The sequence below is a fragment of the Collinsella sp. 4_8_47FAA genome (genome assembly GCF_000763055.1).
Lineage (GTDB): Bacteria > Actinomycetota > Coriobacteriia > Coriobacteriales > Coriobacteriaceae > Collinsella.
Genome location: NZ_KN214137.1, coordinates 76,567 through 101,044, shown reverse-complemented (window position 1 = coordinate 101,044; position 24,478 = coordinate 76,567). Strand labels below are relative to the sequence as shown.

The window sequence follows — 24,478 nt, the reverse complement described above, 5'->3', positions numbered from 1 at the left end:
AAGTGCATGGAAGGGGAAGTATCGTGAGCGATTGCAAGAGGGTTTACCGTTTTGGAACCGACGCCCAGGGCACCTGTGTCACCGAGGGAGACAAGTCCATGAACTTCGTGCTTGGTGGCAAGGGCGCTAACCTTGCCGAGATGAGTCGTATCGGCCTGCCGGTTCCCGGTGGCTTTACCATTACCTGCCAGACCTGTGTCGAGTACTCCGGTGCCGGCAACGTCTGGCCCGAAGACGCACTCGATGAGATCGTTGCTGCCGAGGCGGACCTCGAGGCCCGCTGCGGCAAGAAGCTCGGTGACGCCAACGACCCGCTGCTCGTGTCGGTTCGTTCGGGCGCTCCGTTCTCCATGCCCGGCATGATGGACACGGTCCTCAACTTGGGCCTCAATAACGATTCCGTCCAGGGCCTCATCGCGCAGACGCAGAACCCGCGTTTTGCCTGGGATAGCTACCGCCGCTTTATCCAGATGTTTTCCAATGTCGTCATGGGCGTTGACGCCGACCTGTTCGAGAACGCCCTGACCCAGGCCCGTCTGGTCGCCGGCGTTCGCATCGATTCCGAGCTTTCGGCCGAGGACCTGCAGGAACTCGTCGAGACCTTTAAGGGCATCTTCTCCGAGAACGTCGATGCCTCCCTGTATCCCGAGCTCGAGGTCGCTGACGGCAAGCCCGTTTTCCCGCACGACCCGGAGCTTCAGCTACGCCTTGCAATTCAGGCCGTCTTTGGCAGCTGGATGAACGAGCGTGCCTGCATCTACCGCAAGCAGCATGGCATTTCCGACGACCTCGGCACCGCCGTCAACGTGCAGGCCATGGCCTTTGGCAACAAGGGCGAGACCTCTGCGACAGGCGTCGCCTTTACGCGTAATCCGGCCGACGGCACCAAGGAGTTCTACGGTGACTTTTTGGTTAATGCTCAGGGCGAGGACGTCGTCGCCGGTATCCGCAACACCGAGCCTATCGCCGACCTCAAGACCACCCCGGGCCTCGAGTCCGCAGGTGAGGAGCTCGAGCGCGTGTTCCTGACGCTCGAGGATCATTATCGCGATATGTGCGATATCGAGTTCACCATCGAGCAGGGCAAGCTCTGGATGCTCCAGACCCGCGTGGGCAAGCGCACCGCCACCGCCGCCCTGCGCATCGCTATCGAAATGGTCGAGGAGGGCCTGATCACCCGCGAGGAGGCCGTGAGCCGCATCGATCCCGCGCAGCTCGACCAACTCCTGCACCCGCAGTTTGACGCCTCCAAGAAGTACGAGACGCTGGCCAGCGGTCTGAACGCCAGCCCCGGTGCCGCCGTGGGCGAGGTCGTGTTCTCGAGCGACGACGCCGTCGCGCGCGCCAACGAGGGCCACAAGGTCATTCTGGTTCGCTGGGAGACCAACCCCGATGACCTGAAGGGCATGGTAGCCGCCGAGGGCATCCTGACCAGCCACGGTGGCAAGACGAGCCATGCCGCCGTTATCGCCCGCGGCATGGGTACGCCCTGCGTCTGTGGCGTTGAACGCTTCCATATCGACGCCGCCGAGAAGGTCGTGCGCATCGAGGGCAGCGACCGCGTGCTGCACGAGGGCGACGTTATCTCCATCGACGGCACCCAGGGTATCGTCGTCGACGGCGCCGTTGACCTGGTCTCCGCCGAGCTCACCGGCGATCTGGACACCATCCTATCCTGGGCCGACGAGATTCGCCTGGACGAGACCGGTGGCCATGCCAACCATGTGCGCGTTAATGCCGACAACCCCGAGGATGCCGCGCTCGCGCTCGAGTTTGGCGCCGAGGCCATCGGCCTGTGCCGCACCGAGCACATGTTCCTGGGCGACCGCAAGAACATCATCCAGAGCTTTATCCTGTCTGACGATGAGGCCGTGAAGCAGCAGGCCCTGGCCGACCTGCTCAAGGTTCAGACCGAGGACTTCCTGGCGATGTTCAAGACCATGTCCGGTCGCGATGTGGTCGTCCGCCTGCTCGATCCGCCGCTTCATGAGTTCCTGGATAATCCTCGCGAGCTCGAGGTCGCCATCACCAAGAAGGAAGCCGCTGGCGCCAGCGAGGAAGAGCTTGCCGTCCTGCGCGCCCGCCTGCGTCGTATCGACGGCATGGTCGAGTCCAACCCGATGCTCGGCCTACGCGGCGTGCGCCTGTCCATCGTCTTTAGCGATCTGCCGCTCATGCAGGTCCGCTCCGTCGCCACGGCTGCCGCTCGCCTCATCAAGGAGGGCGTCGATCCGCGTCCCGAGATTATGGTCCCGCTCGTTTCCATTACGGCCGAGCATGTTCAGACCCGCGAGGTTATCGAGCGCGTGATCGCCGAGGTTTCCGACGAAGAGGGCGTCGAGCTCAATATTCCCGTGGGCACGATGCTCGAGCTGCCACGCGCCTGCATGGTCGCTGACGAGATCGCGCATCATGCCGACTTCTCCTGCTTTGGCACCAACGACCTCACCCAGACCACCTTCGGCTTCTCTCGTGACGATGCCGAGGCTAAGTTCATCCCGCTGTACATGCACAAGAAGATCTTGAAGGACAACCCCTTCGAGACCATTGACACGGCGGTGCTCGAGCTGGTGCGCATGGCCGTCGAGAAGGGCCGCGCCACCAACCCCGACATGCACTTTGGCGTGTGCGGCGAGCACGGCGGCGACCCCAAGTCCATCAAGGGTCTGTTTAATGTGGCCGACGTGGACTACGTGTCCTGCTCGCCCTACCGCGTGCCCCTCGCACGCCTGGCTGCCGCCCAGGCCAAGCTCGAGGCGAAGCGCTCCGCCTAACGTTTTGGGTTCAGACGCCTAACGTAGCCCCCCCCTTCATGCCGTCCGTCTCATTCGTGAGGCGGACGGTTATCATGTGCGGGTTTTGTCTTTTTGTCTGCGTAAAAAATTGTTCTTGCAGCAGAAACCCGCGCGTGTATACTCGAATACGTTTGTTCAACTACGTGCCGGCCAGAGTGGTACGGCACCTCTAGAAGAGTAAGGAATTGCACATGGATTACATCCGCGCAATCGAGCGTCAGCAGATCCGCGAGGATATTCCTCAGGTTCGCGTCGCCGACAACGTCAAGGTTCACTACCGCATTAAGGAAGGCGACCGCGAGCGCATCCAGGTCTTCCAGGGCGACGTCATCCGCATGGCCGGCGCCGGTGCCCGCGAGACCTTCACCGTCCGCAAGATGTCCTTCGGTGTCGGTGTTGAGCGTACCTTCCCGCTTCACAGCCCCAAGATCGCCAAGCTCGAGGTCGTTCGTCATGGTCGCGTCCGTCGCGCCAAGCTGTACTACCTCCGCGACAAGGTGGGCAAGGCTGCTCGCATCCCCGAGAAGCGCTAAGAAGATCGCAGCGTCTGTCCACTCGTTTGGACGTAAGGGTCACCTTCGGGTGGCCCTTCTTTTTATCTGATTTGCATGCAAGGAGGGCCTGGTATGGCCAATATGACGAGCTCGGTTTCGGCATCGCAGGTTGCCGGAGAGCTGGCGAGCGCAACGTTTGAGGAGATCCCCGCCCTCGTGGAGCATTATCGCGAGGACCCGCGCCAGCAGGTGATCAAGGCTTGTGAACGCGCCCTCAAACGCCATGCCAAAGAGGTTGCCGAGCGCGAGCGCGTCAATGGCATGTACGAGCTTATGCATGAGCTTGGCGGCGATGGGGTGGTCGTTGGTGTCGACGAGGTGGGCCGTGGCTCGGTAGCGGGTCCCTTAACCGTGTGTGCCGTGTGCCTTCCCATGGAGCCGCGCGTCTGGGGCATCAACGATTCCAAAAAGCTCACGCCGGCGCGCCGCGAGCTGCTCTCTGTGAAGATTGCCGAGGTGGCGACGGCGATTGGTTTTTGCCATATCGCGCCTAAGGATATCGATGAGATGGGTATGGCCCGCGCCATCCGCGTTGCCGTCGCGGGCGCCGTGGCCGATACGGGACTTGAACCCGACTGCGTCCTCATGGATGGCAACCCCTTGGGCGCCGTTCCCAATGAGCGCGACGTGGTGAAGGGCGATGCCAAGATCGCCTGTATCGCCGCGGCGTCCATCATGGCCAAGGTCACGCGTGACGAGATGATGGTCGAGTACGACGCCGAGTACCCCGAGTACCATCTGGCCGAGTCGAAGGGCTATGCAAGCCCCGAGCATATCGAGGCCATTCGCAAACATGGACTTTGTCCGCTGCACCGCGTGAGCTTTTGCGGAAACTTTCTGCAGACTGAGCGCCTTTTCTAGGCCAATTGTGGAGACAGGGACCTCTGGGGTTTTATAAACCTGCTGGTAGCGGGCCGTATGCAACACCATTGCTGCGTACGGCCCGTTTTTTGACGGCATTTGGTCAGCTTTTGGTTTGCTTCCTGTACTTACCCGCATGAAAGGTGCCCTCATCATCGGGGCAATGCAGTGTGCGGGAAAGGAGACCCCATGAGTGCCGCAAGCAAAAAGAGCAAGACGCAGCAGCTCAAGGAGCGTTGGGAAAACGGCGAGCTCGACTGCGGGGCGATGACGCCCGAGTTTATCAAGGGACTCAGTCCCCGTGAGCTGGGCATGCTGGGCGAGCTGATCACCATCGACTACTTTAACGAGCGCGGCTACACCTTGCTGGAGCAGGGTTATCGTTGCACCGAGGGCGAAGCCGATCTGGTGCTGCTCGATGAGCTTGACGATGTCGTGGTGATGGCCGAGGTCAAGACCAGACGCGTCGCACTGGATTGCAGCACGCGGGTCTTTCCCGAGGAGGCCGTGGACGCCCAAAAGCAACGCCGCTACCGCCGCATCGCAAGTTGCTATCTCATGGAGCATTATCCGCTCAAGGCGATTCGCTTCGATGCCGTGGGCGTCACCATTCGCGGCGGACATATCGCCGAGATCGAGCACCAGTACAACGCGTTCGATTGGCAGGTGTCGTGATGGCGTTCGAGACGTTTGCCGTTCACGCGGCCTGCATCCGCGGCGTCGAGGCGATTCACGTCACGGTCGAGGTCTCGCTTGCCGGTGGCGTTCCGGGCATCCAGATGCTCGGCATTCCGAGTATGGAGGTGATGGAGTCACGCGGTCGTATTCGCTGCGCGATGCGCTCCGCCGGGTTCGAGATCCCGCGCTCGGGCATTACCGTTAACCTGGCACCCGGCGATATCCGCAAGACCGGTAGCGGCTTTGACCTGCCCATCGCCATCGCGGTTCTAGCGGCCGATGGGCAGATTCCCCGTGACAACCTCGATCGCTGCCTTATCGCAGGTGAGCTTGGTCTGGACGGTACGGTGCTTCCCGTCAAGGGCGAGGTGGCGTTTCAGCTGCTGGCTCGCGACATGGGGCTGTCTTTTATCGCCGGCAGGTCCGACCAGCATGTGCCGCTTGCTGGCGTTGACTGCGGATTTATCGATCATTTGTCTCAGCTTGCTCATGGTATGGGCGATGCCGCGCGGCACTACCTGGATTCTGAGGGCGTCGAGGCGACCTTTGAGCCTGAGCTCGACTATGCCGACGTACTGGGGCAGGAAGTCGCTAAACGCGGCATGGCGCTTGCGGCGGCAGGAGAACTCGGCTTGCTCATGATCGGGTCCCCGGGATCGGGCAAGACGATGCTCGCGCGTCGTATGACCGGCATCCTGCCCGAGCTTTCCGTTGAGGATCAACAGGAGGCGCTGTGCATCCATTCGGTTTTGGGTGAGAACATTGATGGCTTGTTGGCGGGGCACCGGCCCTTCCGCAGTCCCCATCACAGTATTTCAACGGCGGGCCTCATTGGCGGAGGACGCCCGGTGCACCCAGGTGAGATCAGCCTTGCTCATGGCGGCGTGCTCTTTTTGGACGAGCTTGCCGAGTTTCCCACTGGCGTGCTGCAGACGCTGCGTCAGCCCATCGAGCGCGGCTACGTGAGGATCGTACGCGTCGATGGGGCTTTTACCTTCCCGTCGCGCTTTCAGCTGCTGGCTGCGAGCAATCCCTGCCCCTGCGGCTTTTTGGGCGATCGCGAGGTACCGTGTCGCTGCTCGGCGGCGATGGTCGAGCGCTATCGGTCTAAACTGCGCGGTCCTTTGGCCGACCGTATCGACATGATGATCGATGTGACCCGTCCCGACCCTCAAGTGATTATCGAGGGCGCAGAGGGTATGTCGTCGGCCGAGTTACGTGACTACGTTGTGCGCGGTCGCGCTTTTCGCGCTTGGCGCGAATCCCGTATGGACGATGCAGATGCCGAGGCCGAGGATGACGAGACGCGGTCCATTGACGGCGTCGTTTCGACCTTTGAGCTTGATGATGCTGCCGAGAAATGCGTACTCGGCCTATCCAAACGCACGCATCTCACAGGGCGTGGCATCGTGCGCCTGGTTCGCATTGCGCGTACGATCGCAGATGTCGCCGAGAGCGAGCAAGTGACGCAGGACCACGTGCTCGAGGCGGCGATGTACCAGGGAAGGAGGGACCAATGATGGCCGAGGGGACCTTCGAGCTGCATCCAGGTGATGCGTTGTATCCCGAGACCGTTTTGGAGCTTTCTGATGTACCCCAGACGCTTTATGTGCGCGGCAACCCCGAGGTGCTTTCGACGCCCGCGCTCTCCATCATCGGCGCGCGCAAGGCCTCGCCGTATGGTCTTGCCGTGGCAGAGCTTGCGGCAAAAGTAGCGGTTGATGCGGGGGTGACGGTTGTTTCGGGCGGCGCGGTCGGTTGTGACCAGGCCTCGGGTTGGGCTGCGGTCAACGCCGGCGGCAAACACGTCGCGGTGCTGGGGACGGGCGCCGACGTGGTCTACCCGCGTTCGAGCGCGGGGCTTATTACTCGCACGCTTGATACGGGCGGCGCGGTCGTGTCGATCTCTCCGTGGGGCATGGGTCCGCGCAAGTTCGCCTTTCCGCGCCGCAATCGCGTGATCGCGGCCCTGTCGCAAGCCCTCTTTGTATCCGAGGCGGGTATGCCTTCTGGGACGTTTTCTACAGCCGAGGCTGCTATGGATTTGGGGCGCGAACTTCTTGCCGTGCCGGGGTCGATCCTATCGCCCGAGTCGCGTGGCACGAATTACCTCATTGCGAACGGTGCCTGCTGCATCGTCGACGAGGAATCTATCGAGATGGCTATCTCACGCATCTACGGAACCCTGCGCTACTCGCGCCCCGATGCTCCCGGTATTGCCGACCTGGATCCAACGCAGCAGACCGTGATGCATGCGCTCATCGCCTCTCCGCTCAAGGTCGACGACATCGCGGCGCTCGTCTCGCTCGATGCTGTCGGCGTACTCAAACTCTTGGGTTCGCTTGAACTCGAGGGTCTTATCGAGCGCATGATGGATGGAAGGTATGCGCCCTCCAAGTTTGCCCTTCACGCCCAGACACCCTTCGGTCACAATGGAAAACGTGTCAATTAGAAAGGTGTTTGCAGATGCAGTTCGATCAGGTGACAGTTATCGGTGGCGGTCTGGCGGGTTCGGAGTGCGCGATCCAGCTGGCAGATCGCGGTTTTGCCGTAAAGCTGTGCGAGATGCGCCCCCAGGTGAGCTCCCCGGCTCACCATACCGATCACCTGGCAGAGCTCGTCTGCTCGAATTCGTTTAAGTCGACCCGTCCGGATTCCGCGGCTGGTTTGCTGAAGGCCGAGCTTGAGCGCATGGGTTCAGTCCTGCTCGATTGCGCCCATCGCGCAGCTGTTCCCGCCGGCGGTGCCCTGGCGGTCGACCGCGTCAAGTTTTCCGAGCTTGTCGAGGCCGAGGTTGCCGCTCGTCCCAATATCGAGGTCGTGCGCGGCGAGGTCACGCAGATTCCCGAGGGTCACGTGGTCATTGCCGCGGGCCCGCTGTGTTCACCGGCGCTGAGCGAAGAGGTTATGAAGCTCGTCGGTGGCGATGCCCTGGCATTCTTTGATGCGGCGGCGCCGATCGTCGATGCCTCCACGCTCGATATGGACGTGCTGTTCTCGCAGTCGCGCTACGAGGAGCAGGGGGGCGGCGACTATCTCAACGCTCCGCTCAATAAGGAGGAGTACGAGGCCTTTATCGAGGTGCTTACCACGGCCGACCGCGTGGTGCTCAAAGACTTTGAGGGCGGCGATCTGTTCCAGGCTTGCCAGCCTGCCGAGGAAGTTGCGCGCACCGGCAAGGACGCCATTCGCTTTGGCGCCATGAAGCCCGTCGGCCTCACCGACCCGCGTACCGGACGTCGCCCCTGGGCGGCGATTCAGCTGCGTGCCGAGAACAAGGAGAAGACCGCCTATAACCTGGTGGGCTTCCAGACCAACTTGACCTTTGGCGAGCAGAAGCGCGTCTTCCATATGGTGCCGGGCCTGGAGAACGCTGAGTTCTTCCGCTACGGTGTCATGCACCGCAATACCTTTGTCGACGCCCCGCACGTGCTCGATGGCACCTTTGCCGTGCCCGGTACCGGCGTGCGTCTGGCCGGTCAGATCACCGGTACCGAGGGATACATGGAAGCCGTGGCGACAGGTCTGCTCGCGGCGCTCAACACCTATGCCGAGGCTATCGGTGCCGCGGGCGTCGAGTTGCCGCGTGTGGGTGCCCTGGGTGCGCTCGTGGGCTATGCGACCGATCCTGCCACCGTGGGCTATCAGCCCATGCATGTCAACTTTGGCCTGGTGCCGCCACTCGAGGATGGTAAGCGCCGCAGCAAGCGCGACCGCTACCAGGCCTATGCGGACCGTGCGCTCGAGGCCCTCGATGCCTACTTGGCCACGCGTTCCGACTTGTTTGGAGGCGACCGGTCATAGTCTTTGACCTGTACGACACCGTCGACTCGTTTATCGCCTATATCGCACGCGTCGAGGGTCTTTCTCCCAACACGGTGACGGCCTATGGCTCGAGGCTGGAGCGCTTTGCTGCCTGGTGCGAGCGCGAGGGCATCGACGCTCGCGCCGCCGACGTACGGACCGTTCGTTCCTATTTGGCCGAGCTGTCGCGTGGCCAGGCGGCGGCTCGGACCCTTGCGGCACACCTGTCTGCCATTCGCTCACTCTATCGCTGGATGGCTGCCGAGGGGATTGTCGAGGGCGATGCGGTCTCGGCGATCGCATCGCCCAAGCTGCCGCGTGACCTGCCGGGCGTCCTTACGATCCAGCAGGTTGAGGCGCTGCTCAAGACGCCTGATACCTCGACGCCCGCGGGACTGCGCGATGCGGCGATGCTTGAGTTGCTCTATGCCTCCGGCGCGCGAATCTCGGAGCTCGCGGCGCTCAACGTGGAGTCTATTGGTTGGTCCGAGCGAACGCTGCGACTTTGGGGCAAGGGGAGCAAGGAGCGTATCGTCCCTCTGTATCGTCGTGCGCTCGAGGCGACGCGTCTCTATATTGAGGAGGGGAGGCCGGAGTTGCTCGCTCAGGCAAAGCGCCGTGACCCCGCTACCGGACCGCATCCGCTGCTTATATCGGCGCGCGGCAATCGCATGAGTGCCGCCATGCTCAGGCGGCGGTTCCATATGCTGGCGACGCTCGCCGGCATTCCGGCCGACATTGCCCCGCATGCGATGCGCCATACCTTTGCGACCGACTTGCTCGAGGGCGGTGCGGACCTGCGCTCGGTTCAAGAGCTGCTGGGTCATGCGAGCCTGTCCACGACGCAGATTTACACGCACCTCACGCCCGATCGGCTCAAACGTGCCGTGGCTCAAGCCCATCCCCGCGGCGAATAGTGGCTGGGACGTCCCGCGCCGCACTCAGGTGTGTGGTTTTGATTGCGGGTTGGCAGGAAGATGCATTCCTGCTATCATTCATCGGGTTGCTTCACGGCAACATGTTTTTATCACGCACGCGCGGCTACTTCATACCGTGGTGCCCGGGCTTTGGTAGCACATGTCCGGGTTGGTTTTGGAGGATGACCCCGCGCGGAGGCAAACCACAGGAGGTTTAACATGGCTACCAAGATTAATATCCGCACCCTGCTCGAGGCCGGCTGTCACTTCGGTCACCAGACCCGTCGCTGGAACCCCAAGATGAAGCCGTTCATCTTCGGTGAGCGCAACGGCATCTACATCCTCGACCTCAAGCAGACCATCCTCGACGCCGACCAGGCCTACACCTTCGTCAAGAACGTCGCCAAGGGTGGCAACGTGCTGTTCGTCGGCACCAAGAAGCAGGCTCAGGAGGCCGTCAAGAACGCTGCTGAGCGCGCCAACATGCCTTACATCAACCAGCGTTGGCTCGGCGGTATGCTGACCAACTTCGTCACCATCCGCTCCCGCATCAACCGCATGGAGGAGCTCGAGGCCATGGTCGAGGACGGACGCATGGCTGTTCTGCCTAAGAAGGAGCAGGCTGTTCTCGGCAAGGAGCTCACCAAGCTCCAGACCAACCTCGGTGGCGCCCGCGACATGAAGGGTCTGCCCCAGGCTCTCTTCGTCATCGACACCAAGCGCGAGGAGAACGCCATCAAGGAGGCCCAGCGCCTGAACATCCCCGTCGTCGCTCTGATCGACACCAACTCCGATCCCGACGAGGTCGAGTACGGCATCCCCTGCAACGATGACGCTATCTCCGCTGTCACCCTTATGTGCGAGCTCATGGCTGACGCCTGCCTCGCTGGCTCCGGCAAGGAGCAGGTCTCCGAGGCCGAGATGGCCGCTGAGCCCAAGGCCGAGTAAATCAGTCTTAGTTAATTCTTTTTCATCTCTTTGAAAGGAACCACAATGGCCCAGATTACCGCCGCTATGGTCAAGCAGCTCCGCGAGATGACCGACTCCCCGATGATGGAGTGCAAGAAGGCTCTCGTCGAGGCTGACGGCGACATGGACGCCGCTGTCGACGTTCTGCGTAAGAACGGCCTTGCCAAGGCTGCCAAGAAGGCTGGCCGTGAGACCAACGAGGGCGCTGTCGCCGCGTTCGTCTCCGAGGATGGCAAGACCGGCGCTCTGCTCGAGCTCTCCTGCGAGACTGACTTCGTTGGCTCTAACGCCAAGTTCACCGGCTTTGCTTCCAAGGTCGCTGAGGTTGTCGCTACCACCGAGCCTGCTGACGTCGACGCTCTGCTCGAGAAGTCGATGGGCGAGGAGACCGTTTCCTCCGAGCTCACCGAGATGATTCACATCATGGGCGAGAACATGAAGATCTCCCGCTTCGCTGCCCGCAAGGCTGAGAACGGCGCGCTCGCTTCTTACATCCACATGGGTGGTAAGATCGGCGTCCTCGTCGAGTTCGCCTTCGAGAAGGCTGAGACCGCTCAGGCTGAATCCTTCAAGACCTTCGCTCACGACGTTGCCCTTCAGGTTGCCGCCGTCGCCCCGATCTGCGCTACCCGCGATCAGGTTCCGGCCGAGACCGTCGAGCACGAGAAGCAGATCTACATGGCCCAGGCTGCCGAGTCCGGCAAGCCCGAGGCTATCCAGGAGAAGATGGCTGTCGGCCGTCTGGAGAAGTTCTACAAGCAGTCCGTGCTCACCGAGCAGGAGTTCATCAAGGACAGCTCCCTCACCATCAAGAAGTACGCTGAGCAGGTCTCCAAGGAGCTCGGCGACACCATTACCGTCGTTGCCTTTGACCGTCTGGTCCGTGGCGAGTAAATAAGCTCTTGTAGCTGGTAATGAGCAGGCTGTGGGTTTTACTCACAGCCTGCTTTTTCATGGCTCTTCTTAGAGCCTTTGATAGAATGTTGAGAGTTCAATCTAAAGGAGGATCGCTTTGTCCGACATCCGATATAAACGCGTGCTTCTTAAGCTTTCCGGCGAAGCGCTGATGGGCGACGGCCAATATGGCATCGACCCCAAGGTTACCGACCATCTTGCTAAGCAGGTCAAGGAGCTGCTCGCCGTTGGCCATGAGGTCGGCGTCGTTGTCGGCGGCGGCAATATTTTCCGCGGCATGGCAGGCGCTGCCGGTGGCATGGAGCGTGCTCAGGCCGACTACATGGGCATGCTGGCAACCGTTATGAACGCGCTCGCCCTGCAGGATGCCTTCGAGCATAACGATGTACCCTGCCGCGTGATGAGCGCTATCCAGATGAACGAGATCTGCGAGCCCTATATTCGCCGTCGCGCCATCAACCACCTTTCCAAGGGCAACGTCGTTATTTTTGCCGCCGGTTCGGGCAATCCGTACTTTACGACCGACACCGCCGCGGCTCTTCGTGCGTGTGAGATCGGCGCCGAGATTCTGATTAAAGCCACCAAGGTTGACGGCATCTACGATAAGGATCCCGTCAAGTGCGCTGATGCCGTCCGTTTTGACAAGATTACCTATCACGAGGTTCTCGTCCGCGGTCTGCAGGTTATGGATTCCACGGCTACGGCACTGTGCCAGGACAACCGTATGCCGATTTTGGTCCTCAACATCGATGGCGAGGACACCGTCAAGCGCGCGCTTTCGGGTGAGCCCGTCGGCACGCTCGTCTATCAGGAGGATTAAGCATGGCAGAGAACATCACCGCCCATATGGACAAGTCGCTCGAGTCCCTCAAGCATAACTTCTCCAAGGTCCGTACCGGCCGCGCCAATGCCAACATTCTGTCCGACATCACCGTCGATTATTACGGTGTTCCCACGCCGGTCACGCAGGTTGCCGCCGTCAAGACCCCCGAGGCCCACATGCTGCTCATCGAGCCGTGGGACAAGGCACTCATCAATGCTATCGTCAAGGCCATCGGCGCTTCCGATCTGGGTATTACCCCCAACTCCGATGGCACCGTCGTTCGTCTTCCGTTCCCGGCTCCCACCGAGGAGCGCCGTCGCGAGCTCGTCAAGGAGTGCCGCGAGTACGCCGAGCAGGCCAAGGTGTCTATCCGTAACATCCGTCGCGACTTCAACAACAAGCTCGAGCGCGATGAGGAGCTCACCGAGGACGATGTCCGTCGCGAGCAGGCCAAGGTCCAGAAGCACACTGATGAGTATGTCGCCAAGGTCGAGGAGCTTCTGAAGGAAAAAGAAGCCGAGGTCATGGAGATCTAAGGTGCAATACGACGAGCATAAACTGGTCGAGTACTTTGCCGACGCCCCTGCGGGCGTCGGTTTTTCCGACCTTGACCTCAATAACATTCCGCACCATATCTCGTGCATCATGGACGGCAACGGTCGTTGGGCCACGTCGCGCGGTCTTGCACGCACTGAGGGCCACAAGGCGGGTATCGTCTCGCTGCGCGAGATCATTACCGCCTGCGTGCGCCTGGGCGTCGACGTGCTTTCTGCCTATGCGTTTTCTACCGAAAACTGGAACCGCCCGCAGCATGAGGTCAACGTCTTGATGCACTTGTTTGCCAAGACGTTCATCGACGAGTTGCCGCTTCTGAAGCGCGAAAACGTGCGCGTTGTCTTTTTGGGTGATATTTCCGCGCTGCCCAAGAAGACCCGCGACGTTTTTGAACGCGGTCTTGCCGAGTGCGCCGATCACACCGGTATGACGCTGGCGCTTGCCGTCAACTACGGCGCGCGTGCCGAGATTACCCGCGCTGTCCGTCAGATCGCGCTCGACGTTGCCGCCGGTAAGATTGATCCTGCCGCAATTGATGACGACATGGTGGCTTCCCACCTCTATACCGCCGGCCTTCCCGATCCTGAGCTTGTGATTCGCACCTCTGGTGAGCTGCGCCTTTCGAACTATCTGCTGTGGCAGGTGGCTTATTCCGAGTTCTATGCCACCGATACCTATTGGCCCGACTTTGATCGTTGGGGCCTTGTCGACGCCATTTTGGCCTATCAGGGCCGTGACCGTAGGTTTGGTGGACTGAGCAAGACCGAGGAGGCTTAATCGTGTCCGATCGTCCCAAGGCATCTGCTCCCAAGACGCCTGCGCGCAAAGCTACCGCTGCGGGAGCGCCTACAGCGAAGAGCGGCACCGGTTCGTGGCTGGCGGGCTTTATTACCCGTGCCGCCGCGGGTATCGTCTACGCCGTTGTCTTTATCCTGTGTCTGGTTTTGGGTATCGTGCCCACTGCCATCTTTGTTTCTGTCATGAGCGGTCTGTGCTGCTATGAGTTTTTCCGTATGACGAGGCTCGATGGCAAGATGGCTAACGAGCGCATGGGTATCGCTGCCGCCGTACTCTTTCCGCTGTCGGCGTTGGGCGATTCGATGTTGCTGAATGCCCTGCTTTTTGCCCTGATGCTCGCTGTGGGCATTTGGTATGTTTGGTCGCCGCGTACCCGCATCTCTGATGTGGCCGTGACGCTCATGGGTCCCATCTACACTGGCTTTATGCTGTCGGCTATCGTGCTGCTGCGCGATGCCGTGCCCGGTTTTGCCGGCGCCCTGCTTTCGGTGGGCGTTTGCGCGTCCCTTTGGGTCTCCGATTCGTTTGCCTACATCGTGGGTAGCCGTATCGGCAAGCACAAGATGGTTCCCAAGATCTCTCCCAAAAAGAGCTGGGAGGGGTTTGTCGGCGGCATCCTGGGCTCGGTTTTGATTTGGCTCATCCTGTGGGCGACGCACTTCTACAAGCTCAGCCTGCCCTATGCGCTGCTGTGCGGCGTGGTCGTGTCCGTCCTGGGCGTTATCGGAGACCTCATCGAGTCGCGCATCAAGCGCGGTGTGGGCGTTAAGGATTCCGGTAACCTTATCCCGGGCCACGGCGGCATGCTCGATCGTAGCGATTCGCTTATCTTTGGCTGCATTACCGCGCAGCTGCTTTTGATGATCGGAGGCGTGCTGTAATGTCCTTCCAGACGACGTATGGCCCCGATGGACGTCTCTGTGTTGCCATCCTGGGTTGTACGGGCTCTATCGGCACCCAGGCGCTCGATGTGTGCCGCCAGCATGCCGATCGCCTGCAGGTGACGGCGCTGTCCGTTAACTCCAGTACCTCCGAGCTCGTTGCCGCTGCCCGCGAGTTCTCGGTTCCGGCGGTTGCCGTGGCCGATGTTGCTCATGGCGATGACGCCGTGCTGCAGGAGTTGCCCGAGGGAACGAAGCTCGGCGTTGGCGCGCAGGCGGTTTGCGAGCTCGCGCGTCGCGACGATGTCGACTGCGTGCTCGTCGCTATTGTGGGCGCCGCCGGTCTCGAGGCGAGCCATGCGGCCTTGACCTCGAATAAGCGTCTTGCCCTTGCCAACAAGGAGTCCCTCGTCGTCGGCGGCGACTTGCTTATGCCGTTGGCGCAACCGGGCCAGCTTATTCCAGTCGACTCTGAGCACTCCGCCATCTACCAGTGCTATCTGGGGGAGAACCCACGCGAGGCTCATTGTATTTGGCTCACCTGCTCGGGCGGTCCGTTCTTTGGCCGCACCCGCGACGAGCTCGACCGCGTGACGCGTGCCGATGCCCTCGCACATCCCACGTGGGCCATGGGTGCCAAGATCACCATCGACTCCGCCACCCTCATGAACAAGGGCCTGGAGCGCATTGAGGCCATGCATCTGTTTAACTGCGACCTCGATTTCATTAACGTGGTCGTGCAGCGTCAGTCCAAGATTCACTCTATGGTCGAGTTCGCCGACGGCTCCGTGATGGCGCATCTCGGTGCTTCCGACATGCGTATTCCCATCCAGTTCGCGTTCTCGTATCCCGAGCGTTGGGATACCCCGGCGCCTCGTATCGATTTCCGCGAGCTGGGGCAGCTCACGTTTGATGCTGCCGACATGGATACCTTCCGCTGTCTGGCACTGGCCGAACGTGCCGGCAAGACGGGTGGCACCATGCCGTGCGTGCTCAATGCCGCCAACGAGGTCGCCGTCGATGCCTTCCTGCACGATGGCTGCAGCTTTACCGATATCGATCACATTGTGGAATCCTGCATGGATGCCCACGATATGCAGGCGGTCGATTCGTTTGAGCAGCTTCGCGACATCGATGCATGGGCGCGTGAAAAGGCTGCGCAGGTGCTCGCCGCAACCCGTTCCTAACCCATAAGGATTGCTTTTTCGTTTTATGGATACTGTTCTGAGCGTTCTCTCATCGGTCTTTTGGGGCCTGCTGATGCTTTCCGTCCTTGTGTTTTTGCACGAGGGCGGCCACTTTTTGGCGGCGCGTGCCTGCGGCGTCCGTGTGACCGAGTTCTTTTTGGGCCTGCCGTGTCGCTTTGACATCCATTACACGTCACGTCGCATTGGAACCAAGTTTGGCGTGACCCCGCTGCTGCTGGGTGGCTACGCTGCCATCTGCGGTATGGATCCGACCGACGTCTCGTGCGCCGATCGCGTGCTCGCGGCTATCTATCGTCATGGTCGCGTGACCGTGGCCGACCTTGCCGCCGAGCTCGAGCTATCCGAGGAGGTTGTGCTCGAGGCATGCGCCTTGCTCTTGGGTTGGGGCTCTATCGCGCCTTGGTATGAGGAAGGGGAGAAGCCCTCGCCGAGCTACTATCCCACCAAGTATCAGACGCTGCCACGAGATGCGGCGGGTTACACCACCTTTGACGGCCGCCGTTTCGATCGAGAGCATGCGACTACCGAGGGCGATGTGTGGGAGCTGCCGTGCGGTGAAGCCGAGTTCCTTGCGCAAGAGCGTTCGCATACCTATCTGGGCCAGGGTTTTCTCAAGCGCGCCTTTATGCTGCTCGCGGGCATTCTCGTCAATATCCTGACGGGCTTTTTGCTGCTTATGAGCATCTACTCTATTGCGGGTGTCACCGTGCCGATGGATACCAACGTGATCGGTCAGGTTGACGAGGGGTCTATTGCCGCCAAGGCGGGTATCGAGGGCGGCGACGCGATCCTTTCGGTTGACGGAGTATCGTGCTCTACCTGGATGGACGTTTACGATGCCATCGGCAAGGCCGCCGGTAAGGACGATATCGCCATTGAGTATGAGCGCGACGGCAAGCAGCATTCGACCTCGGTTGCGCTCAAAGAGGACGAGCGCCTAGGTGTGTATGCCTCTACGCAGGTGGTCCGTTTAGACCCCATCACGTCGGCTCGCCTTTCGTTCTCCTATGTCGTGCAGACAGCGGAGGGCGTGATGCGCCTGCTCCAGCCGCAGCATACGATGGAGATTCTCGATCAGTCTTCTTCGATCGTGGGCATTAGCGTTATGTCCTCACAGGCTGCTGCTGCCGGCCCTGCCACGTTCCTTTCGTTTGCCGCCCTCATTTCGTTCTCGCTTGGCTTTATGAACCTGCTGCCCATCCCACCACTCGATGGCGGCAAGCTGGTCATCGAGATCATTCAAAAGATTGCTGGCCGCGAGCTTCCGCTCAAGGTCCAGACGATTGTGAGCTATGTGGGCATCGCGCTCTTTGTGCTGCTGTTTGTCTATATGCTTCGTTCCGACATCCTTCGATTTATTCTGTAGGGGAGTGTTTGGATTGTCTTTATCCCATCCTTTGCCTCGCGAGTTGACGCGCCCCGTGCATGTGGGCGGCGTGCAGATCGGTGGTGGCGCTCCGGTCGTGGTTCAGTCCATGACCTGCACCGATACCGCTGATGCCCAGGCAACGCTTGCGCAAGTGTGCGCGTTGGCGCAGGCTGGCTGCGATATCGTGCGCGTGAGCGTGCCTACCGAGGCTGCGCTCGAGGGCTTTCGCACGATTTGTGCCGAGTCTCCGGTGCCGATTGTCGCTGATATTCACTTTAACCATAAGCTCGCCATTGGCGCTGTCAAGGCCGGCGCCTCCAAGCTGCGCATCAATCCCGGCAATATCGGCGATTGGGCCAAGGTTGACGCGGTGATCGATGCCGCGGGTGCCGCGGGCTGTGCGATTCGTATCGGCGTCAATGCCGGTTCGCTTGAGCAGGATATCGCTGAGCGCGACGACTTCACGCAGCCCGAAAAGCTCGTGATGTCGAGCGAGCGTTTCGTCAAGCACTTTGAGGACCGCGGCTTTAAGAACATTGTGCTTTCGGCCAAGGCCCATAGCGTGCAAACGACGCTCGATACCTATCGAGCCCTGTCGCGTGAGATTCCACACGTTCCGCTTCACCTGGGCGTGACGGAGGCGGGGACCAAGCTCCAGGGCACCATCAAGAGCTCTGTAGGCTTGGGTATCTTGCTTTCCGAAGGCATTGGCGACACCATGCGTGTGTCGCTCACAGCCGATCCGGTTGAGGAGCCGCCGGTCGCCTGGGGAATTTTGCAGTCGCTGGGCCTGCGTCGCCGTGGTCCCGAGATTGTCTCGTGCCCCACGTGCGCCCGCTGCCAGGTTAACCTGATTCCCATCGCCGAGGAGGTCACCGAGCGGCTTAAGAACTATGCCGCGCCGCTTTCGATTGCCGTCATGGGATGTGCCGTTAATGGCCCCGGTGAGGCTTCTGATGCCGACCTGGGCGTTGCCTGCGGACGTGGTCAGGCTCTGCTCTTTTCGCATGGCCAGATCATTGGTAAAGTAGCTGAGGACCAAATTGTCGACGCGCTTATGGCAGAGGTCGACAAGCTTATTGAGGAGAAATAAATGACCCGAGCAATGTATATGTCTAAGCTCTATGCGCCGACGCTTAAAGAGGATCCGGCGGACGCTGAGCTCGCCAGTCACCGCCTGCTGCTCCGTGCCGGCATGATCCGCAAGGAGGCCGCCGGCCTGTATTCCTACCTGCCGCTTGCTTGGCGCTCGATCCGTAAGATCGAGAATATCGTGCGCGATGAGATGGACGCTGCCGGCGCCCAGGAGCTTATGATGCCTATCATGGTCGACGCCGAGTTGTGGCGCGAGTCCGGGCGCATCGACGCCTATGGCAAGGAGCTTGTGCGCTTTGACGACCGTCATGGTCGCGAGTTCGTCCTGGGCCCCACGCACGAGGAGACCGTCACGGCCCTGGTGCGCAACGAGCTGCGCTCCTACAAGCAGCTGCCCGTCAACCTGTACCACATTCAGGACAAGTTCCGCGACGAGTTCCGCCCCCGCTTTGGCCTGATGCGCGGTCGCGAGTTCATCATGAAGGACGCCTACAGCTTCTCCGCCACGCAGGAGAGCCTGCAGGAGGAGTATGACAAGATGAAGCAGGCCTACGCTAACATCTGCGAGCGCTGCTATATCAAGGCCCTGCCCGTTGTTGCCGACTCCGGTGAGATCGGTGGCGATACCTCCGTCGAGTACATGGCTTTGGCCGACGCCGGCGAGGCTTCGCTCGTCTACTGCGACGATTGCGGCTTTGCTGCCGATGACGAGGCGGCAAGCACCAAGGTCGTCGTGACCGAGGGTCCTGGTGACGGTACGCTCACCAAGGTTGAGACTCCGGGCATGGGCACCATTGAGGCTGTTGCTAAGTTCTTTGGGTTCCCCGAGAACGGCACGCGCAAGTCGCTGGCACTCATCGACGCCGAGGGCAAGCCTGTCGTGGCCATTGTTCCGGGCGATCACGAGCTCAACGATTGCAAGGCCGAGCACGTCTTTGGCAAGGGCTATCGCATGATGACCGACGAGGAGCTTCAGGCGAACGGTCTGCACAAGGGCTTTATCGGACCGGTTAACCTGCCCGATGGCATTCGTCTGGTGTGCGACGAGAGCCTGCTCGATTCCAAGCAGTGGGCCTGCGGTGCCAACGAGGTCGATTATCACTTTACCGGTGCCTGCCCCGAGCGCGACTTTACCGTCGATGAGTGGGCCGATCTGGTCACCGTTGTCGCCGGCGACCCCTGCCCGCACTGCGGCAAGCCGCTCTCCGCTGCCCGCGGCATCGAGGTCTCTCAGGTCTTCCAGCTGGGCACCAAGTATTCCGAGGCCATGGGTGCCACCTTTATGGACGAGGACGGCAAGGAGAAGCCGCTCATCATGGGCTGCTACGGCGTTGGTGTGTCCCGCTCGCTCGCTGCCGTCGTGGAGCAGCACAACGACGAGCACGGTATCGTCTGGCCGGTCTCCGTTGCCCCGTACGAGGTCGCGGTGATTCCGCTCGATCCCAAGAAGGAGGAGTGCGCTACCGTCTGCGAGCAGATCGTTGATGGCCTGTGCGCCGAGGGTATCGAGGTTGTCGTCGACGACCGCGACGAGCGTCCCGGCTTTAAGTTTGCCGACAACGACCTTATGGGCTTCCCGTATCAGGTCGTTCTGGGTAAGCGTGGCCTTAAGAATGGCACCGTTGAGCTCAAGGACCGTGCCACGGGTGAGCGCGAGGATGTGGCGATCGACGAGGTCGTCGCCAAGGTCGCCGAGCTTGTGAAGGCAGCACGCCGTTAATCGACGATTTCGCTTTTAGTTCGATATACGGGACGGCCCCGCATTTCTCCAGATCGGGGAGATGCGGGCCGTCCTTTTATCTTGTGGCATCCTCGATATCTAAAAAGGAAAACCCCGCAGCCCATATGAGCTTCGGGGTTTTCCTTGTGCCTCCGATGCGAAATAAATCGCTCAGATATTACTGATAATCGACGACGTCGATCCAGTTCTTCAGGAACTCATCGTTCACGTTGCGCTTACGAGCGAGCTCGGAAGCGGCGACGATGCTCGTCCACTGACGCACGACCTGCATGGGCATGTCGGCGCGGTCGCAGTAGAGCTCCAGGTAGGCCTCAGCCTGATCCTTGCTGTTGAGGGCAAAGAGCAGGTAGGTGGTGGCAACGTCGGCAGCAGGGGAGCCCTGGGTGGCGTGTGCCCAGTCGCACACATAGAGCTGGCCGTCGTCGCCGACGATGACGTTGGAGGGGTTGAAGTCGCCGTGGCAGACCTTGAACTCCTTGGTCATGCCGTCCAGACGCTCCTGAAGGTTGTAGCGCGTGGTGGCATTGAGCTGATCAAGGCTGTCGATCATGCGGGCGTACTTGTCGCGCTGACGATTGAGCAGCGGGGAGGTGTAGCCGTGGATCTCGATCTGGAGGTCGACGAACATCTCGAGGTACTCACCAAAGCGCTGGGGCTCGGCAGTCATCTTCTCGGCAAGGGTGGTGCCCGGAACCTTCTCGGTCACGAGCGCCCAGCCGTTGGCGTTCTCGAGCTGGGAAACCTCGAGCGCCTTGGGGCTGCGGATGCCGCACTCATTGATGCGGGCAAGATTCAAAGCCTCGTTGAACACGTCGGAGACAGGCTTGGTCTCGTTAAAGACCTTGACAATCTTGTCGCCCAGGTCGTAAACGACCTTGTTGCCACGGCGGACGAGCTCGGTCTTGGAATCGGGTAGCAGCATGGTTGCATCCTTTCAACGATGCGATAGAAGCGACGGCGGGGGTGTGTGAAACACCCGTGCACCCCCGCCGTTAAAAACCGTGCTAAAACTAGCAGACGGCGTAATCCTGGGGCTCGCGGCCGTAGTAGGCGTCCAGGTAGAGCTCCTTGATCTCGCTCATGAGCGGGTAGCGCGGGTTGGCGCCGGTGCACTGGTCGTTGAATGCCTGCTCGGTCATTTCGTCGAGGGTGTCGAGGAAGTACTGCTCGTCAACACCGTAGTCAGCGATGGTCTTCTTGACGCCGATGAAGTCCTTGAGCTCTTCGAGCTTCGTGATGAAGTTCTCGAAGACCTCCTTGTCGTCCTTGCCCTCGATGCCGCAGTACTTGGCCATCTCGGCGTAGTTGTGCAGCGCGTTGGGGTAAGGATACTGGGAGAAGGTACCCATCTTGACGGGAGCCTCGGCGGCGTTGTAGCGCATGACGCGGGTCAGGATGACAGCGTTTGCGAGGCCGTGGGGCAGGTGATGGAAAGCGCCGAGCTTGTGGGCCATGGAGTGGTTGAGGCCCAGGAAGGCGTTGGCGAAGGCCATACCGGCCATGCAGGAGGCGTTGTGCATCTCCTCGCGGGCGTGCGGGTCCTTGGCGCCGTTCGTGAAGCTGGAGGGCAGGTTCACGAAGACGAGCTTGGCAGCGCGCTCGGAGAGGCCCTTGGTGTAGTCGGAAGCCATGATGGAGACGTAGGACTCGATGGCGTGGGTCATGACGTCGATGCCGGAGGCAGCGGTCAGGCCGCGCGGGGCGGTCATGCAGTTGTCGGCGTCGACGATAGCCATGTTGGGGAGCAGCGCGTAGTCGGCGAGCGGCCACTTGATGCCGGTCTCCTTGTCGGTGATGATGGCGAACGGCGTGCACTCGGAGCCGGTACCCGAGGAGGTCGGGACGGCGACGAAGTAGGCCTTCTTGCCCATCTCGGGGAAGGTGAAGATACGCTTGCGGATGTCCATGAAGTCCATGGCCATGTCCTCAAACTTGCACTCGGGGTGCTCGTACATCATCCACATGATCTTGCCGGCGTCCATAGCGGAGCCACCGCCGACGGCGATGATGACGTCCGGCTCAAAGAGAGCCATCTGCTTGGCGCCGCGACGTGCGCACTGCAGCGACGGATCGGGCTCGACGTCGTAGAAGCAGTCGTGGGCGATGCCCATCTCGTCGAGCTTGGCCTCGATGGCGCGGGTGTTGCCATTCTTGAAGAGGAACTGGTCGGTGACGATGAAGGCGCGCTTCTTGCCCATGACGTTGCCCAGCTCGTCGAGGGCGACGGGCGTGGAACCCTTCTTGAAGTAGACCTTCTCGGGAGCGCGGAACCACAGCATGTTCTCACGGCGCTCGGCCACAGTCTTAACGTTGATCAAGTGCTTCACCCCAACGTTCTCGGAGACGGAGTTGCCGCCCCAGGAGCCGCAGCCCAGGGTCAGAGACGGCTTCATGCCAAAGTTGTACAGGTCACCGATGCCGCCGTGCGAGGACGGGGTGTTGATGACGATACGGCAGGCCTTCATGACGTGCTCGAACAGGCTGATCTTCTCGGCCTGGGCGGGGTGCACGTACAGAGAGGCGGTGTGGCCCGGGCCACCGGCGAGCACGAGGTGCTCGGCCTTGTCGACGGCCTCCTGGAAGTCCTTGGCGTGGTACATGGCCAGGACCGGGGAGAGCTTCTCGTGGGAGAACTCCTCCTTGGCGGGGTCGGTGGAGGTGACCTCGGCGATCAGGATCTTGGTCTTGGCGGGAACCTCGATGCCGGCGAGCTCGGCGATCTTGGCAGCGGCCATGCCGGGGATGCGGTGATCGAGAGCGCCGTTCTTGAACATGGCGGCACGCAGGGCCTCCATCTCGGCACCCTGCTTGACGAAGTAGCAGCCGCGCTTCTGGAACTCGGCCTTAACCTGGTCATAGATGCTGTCGATTACGGTCACGGACTGCTCGGAAGCGCAGATCATGCCGTTGTCGAAGGTCTTGGAGTGGATGATGGAGTTGACGGCGAGCAGCACGTCGGCGGTGTCGTCGATGACGACCGGGGTGTTACCGGCGCCAACGCCCAGGGCGGGCTTGCCCGAGGAGTAAGCGGCCTTGACCATGCCCGGGCCACCGGTGGCGAGGATGATGTCGACGTCGCGCATGACCATGTTAGTCAGCTCGATGGAGGGGACATCGACCCAGCCGATGATGCCCTCGGGGGCGCCGGCCTTGACGGCGGCGTCAAGCACGAGCTTGGCGGCGGCGATGGTGCACTTGGCGGCAGCCGGGTGCGGGGAGATGATGATGGCGTTGCGGGTCTTCAGGCAGATCAGCGTCTTGAAGATCGCGGTGGAGGTGGGGTTGGTCGTCGGGATGACGGCGCCCACGATGCCGATGGGCTCGGCGATCTTGGTGATGCCGTAAGCCTCGTCGCGCTCCAGGACACCACAGGTCTTGGTGTTCTTGTAAGCGTTGTAGATGTACTCTGCGGCGTAGTGGTTCTTGATGACCTTGTCCTCAAGAACGCCGCGGCCGGTCTCCTCGATGGCCATCTTCGCCAACGGGATACGAGCCTTGTTGGCGGCCATGGCGGCCTCATAGAAGATCTTGTCGACCTGCTCCTGCGTGTACGTAGCAAAAAGCGCCTGGGCCTCTCGCATCTGAGCGAGCTTGGCCTCAAGCGCCTCTACGTTGTCCACAATTGCGGGAGTAGTGTTTTCCGGTGACTTTTTCACCATTTGTGTCTCCTTGCGATCGGAGATTTACCCTACGCCTTGCATGATAGCAAGAAATAATTCGGTGAACGGTCAGATTCCCGTAAAAGACAAACTAAAACGCTTCAATAAACTGAAGCGTTTTAACAAATAACTATCGGCCTGCTGCATCGCCTTGCTCATTGGGGACAGACTTACATGAGTATTTCAATGGGAAAACGGGGCATCTGTTTGATAATCGCTATTCGCGGGTCGCTGTTGAGTCGGACACACAGGTGGTGCAGCTGCTCGACTATATTCATCTTAATCCCGTGAAAGGTGCGCTCGACTCGCTCGAGGCGTACCGTTAGTTATAAGGCATATCAGCTGGGCTATGATCCCTTTGATATCTGCAAACCCTCATGTAAGTCTGTCCCCAATGAGTGCAAAAAGGCGCCCTCCGTAGGGGAGAGCGCCTTTGGTAAGTTCTATGTGAACGCGAGGTCTTTGACCCGGAGAGTCCGAGGTACTTGTTGGTAAGACCTTATTTAGGAGCGCGCAACCTTGCCAGACTTGAGGCAGGTGGAGCAAACGTTCATCTTGCGACGGTGACCATCGACGACGACGTAGACGCGTTGGATGTTGGGGCGGAACTTACGGTTGGTGACGCGGTGAGAGTGGCTGATGGAGCGACCGGCAACGGGGTGCTTACCGCAAACTTCGCAAACTTTGGACATAACTGACCCTCCTTGGGCGACAAACGAACATGTCGCGTTAACAAACAAGCCTGAACTATAGCACAGAAGTCGCTCCCTGTGCGCTATCTACACAGAGATATTCCTCTTTTGGCGATAGTGCCCACGCCACGGCCCTGGACGTAGATCCGATTTGCGTGCAGCAG

General features: G+C 60.7%; 21 protein-coding genes. 18 read left to right on the top strand and 3 right to left on the bottom strand.

Translation table 11 applies throughout. The features are described 5' to 3' along the window. Positions 1-23 precede the first annotated feature (23 nt). The 18 genes from ppdK (at position 24) to HMPREF9463_RS08480 (ending at position 19,942) form a co-directional block, all read left to right on the top strand. Positions 24-2,774 (top strand): pyruvate, phosphate dikinase, encoded by a 2,751-nt coding sequence (ppdK, locus tag HMPREF9463_RS08565; RefSeq protein ID WP_035138574.1) that lies wholly within the window; start codon positions 24-26, stop codon positions 2,772-2,774. 212 nt (positions 2,775-2,986) lie between these two features. Beyond that, positions 2,987-3,328, top strand: a complete 342-nt coding sequence (gene rplS, locus HMPREF9463_RS08560; RefSeq protein WP_006236098.1) for a 50S ribosomal protein L19 — start codon at positions 2,987-2,989, stop codon at positions 3,326-3,328. Positions 3,329-3,421: 93 nt separating this feature from the next. Continuing rightward, a complete protein-coding gene (locus HMPREF9463_RS08555; RefSeq protein WP_035138573.1) occupies positions 3,422-4,210 on the top strand; it encodes a ribonuclease HII in 789 nt (262 codons plus the stop codon). A gap of 189 nt (positions 4,211-4,399) precedes the next feature. Next, positions 4,400-4,885 carry a YraN family protein gene (locus HMPREF9463_RS08550; protein WP_035138570.1) on the top strand — a complete coding sequence of 162 codons (486 nt, stop codon included), beginning with the start codon at positions 4,400-4,402 and terminating at the stop codon, positions 4,883-4,885. Continuing rightward, a complete protein-coding gene (locus HMPREF9463_RS08545) occupies positions 4,885-6,408 on the top strand; it encodes a YifB family Mg chelatase-like AAA ATPase (protein ID WP_035138568.1) in 1,524 nt (507 codons plus the stop codon). Before HMPREF9463_RS08550 ends, HMPREF9463_RS08545 begins: the two co-directional genes overlap by 1 nt. After that, positions 6,405-7,340 (top strand): DNA-processing protein DprA, encoded by a 936-nt coding sequence (locus HMPREF9463_RS08540; RefSeq protein WP_035138565.1) that lies wholly within the window; start codon positions 6,405-6,407, stop codon positions 7,338-7,340. The genes HMPREF9463_RS08545 and HMPREF9463_RS08540 overlap by 4 nt, the downstream gene beginning before the upstream one ends. Before the next feature lie 14 nt (positions 7,341-7,354). Next, positions 7,355-8,692 carry a methylenetetrahydrofolate--tRNA-(uracil(54)-C(5))-methyltransferase (FADH(2)-oxidizing) TrmFO gene (trmFO, locus tag HMPREF9463_RS08535; protein WP_035138564.1) on the top strand — a complete coding sequence of 446 codons (1,338 nt, stop codon included), beginning with the start codon at positions 7,355-7,357 and terminating at the stop codon, positions 8,690-8,692. After that, positions 8,689-9,609, top strand: coding sequence for a tyrosine recombinase (locus tag HMPREF9463_RS08530; protein ID WP_035138562.1), 921 nt, complete (start codon positions 8,689-8,691; stop codon positions 9,607-9,609). The genes trmFO and HMPREF9463_RS08530 overlap by 4 nt, the downstream gene beginning before the upstream one ends. Before the next feature lie 219 nt (positions 9,610-9,828). Continuing rightward, entirely contained in the window at positions 9,829-10,557 is a 729-nt protein-coding gene (rpsB, locus tag HMPREF9463_RS08525; RefSeq protein ID WP_006236109.1) for a 30S ribosomal protein S2, read from the top strand. A 45-nt stretch (positions 10,558-10,602) separates the two neighbouring features. Beyond that, positions 10,603-11,472, top strand: coding sequence for a translation elongation factor Ts (gene tsf, locus HMPREF9463_RS08520; protein ID WP_035138559.1), 870 nt, complete (start codon positions 10,603-10,605; stop codon positions 11,470-11,472). Positions 11,473-11,590: 118 nt separating this feature from the next. After that, complete coding sequence (gene pyrH, locus HMPREF9463_RS08515; RefSeq protein WP_035138557.1) at positions 11,591-12,313, top strand: UMP kinase; 723 nt, start codon at positions 11,591-11,593, stop codon at positions 12,311-12,313. Positions 12,314-12,315: 2 nt separating this feature from the next. Next, the gene (frr, locus tag HMPREF9463_RS08510) at positions 12,316-12,852 is read left to right on the top strand and encodes a ribosome recycling factor (protein ID WP_006236112.1); all 537 of its coding nucleotides are present in this window, start codon (positions 12,316-12,318) and stop codon (positions 12,850-12,852) included. Position 12,853: 1 nt separating this feature from the next. Then, the gene (locus HMPREF9463_RS08505; RefSeq protein ID WP_035138554.1) at positions 12,854-13,648 is read left to right on the top strand and encodes an isoprenyl transferase; all 795 of its coding nucleotides are present in this window, start codon (positions 12,854-12,856) and stop codon (positions 13,646-13,648) included. A 2-nt stretch (positions 13,649-13,650) separates the two neighbouring features. Then, positions 13,651-14,550: a phosphatidate cytidylyltransferase gene (locus tag HMPREF9463_RS08500; RefSeq protein WP_232219788.1), complete on the top strand. Its 900-nt coding sequence runs from the start codon at positions 13,651-13,653 to the stop codon at positions 14,548-14,550. Then, the gene (gene dxr, locus HMPREF9463_RS08495; protein WP_052044185.1) at positions 14,550-15,737 is read left to right on the top strand and encodes a 1-deoxy-D-xylulose-5-phosphate reductoisomerase; all 1,188 of its coding nucleotides are present in this window, start codon (positions 14,550-14,552) and stop codon (positions 15,735-15,737) included. The genes HMPREF9463_RS08500 and dxr overlap by 1 nt, the downstream gene beginning before the upstream one ends. Positions 15,738-15,762: 25 nt before the next feature. Continuing rightward, the gene (locus HMPREF9463_RS08490; protein WP_035138549.1) at positions 15,763-17,124 is read left to right on the top strand and encodes a M50 family metallopeptidase; all 1,362 of its coding nucleotides are present in this window, start codon (positions 15,763-15,765) and stop codon (positions 17,122-17,124) included. Between the two features lie 13 nt (positions 17,125-17,137). Further along, entirely contained in the window at positions 17,138-18,220 is a 1,083-nt protein-coding gene (gene ispG, locus HMPREF9463_RS08485) for a flavodoxin-dependent (E)-4-hydroxy-3-methylbut-2-enyl-diphosphate synthase (protein ID WP_148334217.1), read from the top strand. After that, positions 18,221-19,942, top strand: coding sequence for a proline--tRNA ligase (locus HMPREF9463_RS08480; protein ID WP_035138545.1), 1,722 nt, complete (start codon positions 18,221-18,223; stop codon positions 19,940-19,942). It begins immediately after the preceding gene. A gap of 178 nt (positions 19,943-20,120) precedes the next feature. Here HMPREF9463_RS08480 and HMPREF9463_RS08475 read toward each other — a convergent pair whose 3' ends face one another. From HMPREF9463_RS08475 to rpmB, 3 genes are all read right to left on the bottom strand, one after another. Beyond that, positions 20,121-20,885 (bottom strand): aminoglycoside phosphotransferase family protein, encoded by a 765-nt coding sequence (locus HMPREF9463_RS08475; RefSeq protein WP_035138543.1) that lies wholly within the window; start codon positions 20,883-20,885, stop codon positions 20,121-20,123. 88 nt (positions 20,886-20,973) lie between these two features. Then, positions 20,974-23,622 carry a bifunctional acetaldehyde-CoA/alcohol dehydrogenase gene (gene adhE, locus HMPREF9463_RS08470; protein WP_035138541.1) on the bottom strand — a complete coding sequence of 883 codons (2,649 nt, stop codon included), beginning with the start codon at positions 23,620-23,622 and terminating at the stop codon, positions 20,974-20,976. A 503-nt stretch (positions 23,623-24,125) separates the two neighbouring features. Beyond that, entirely contained in the window at positions 24,126-24,314 is a 189-nt protein-coding gene (gene rpmB / locus HMPREF9463_RS08465) for a 50S ribosomal protein L28 (RefSeq protein WP_022094725.1), read from the bottom strand. Positions 24,315-24,478 lie beyond the last annotated feature (164 nt).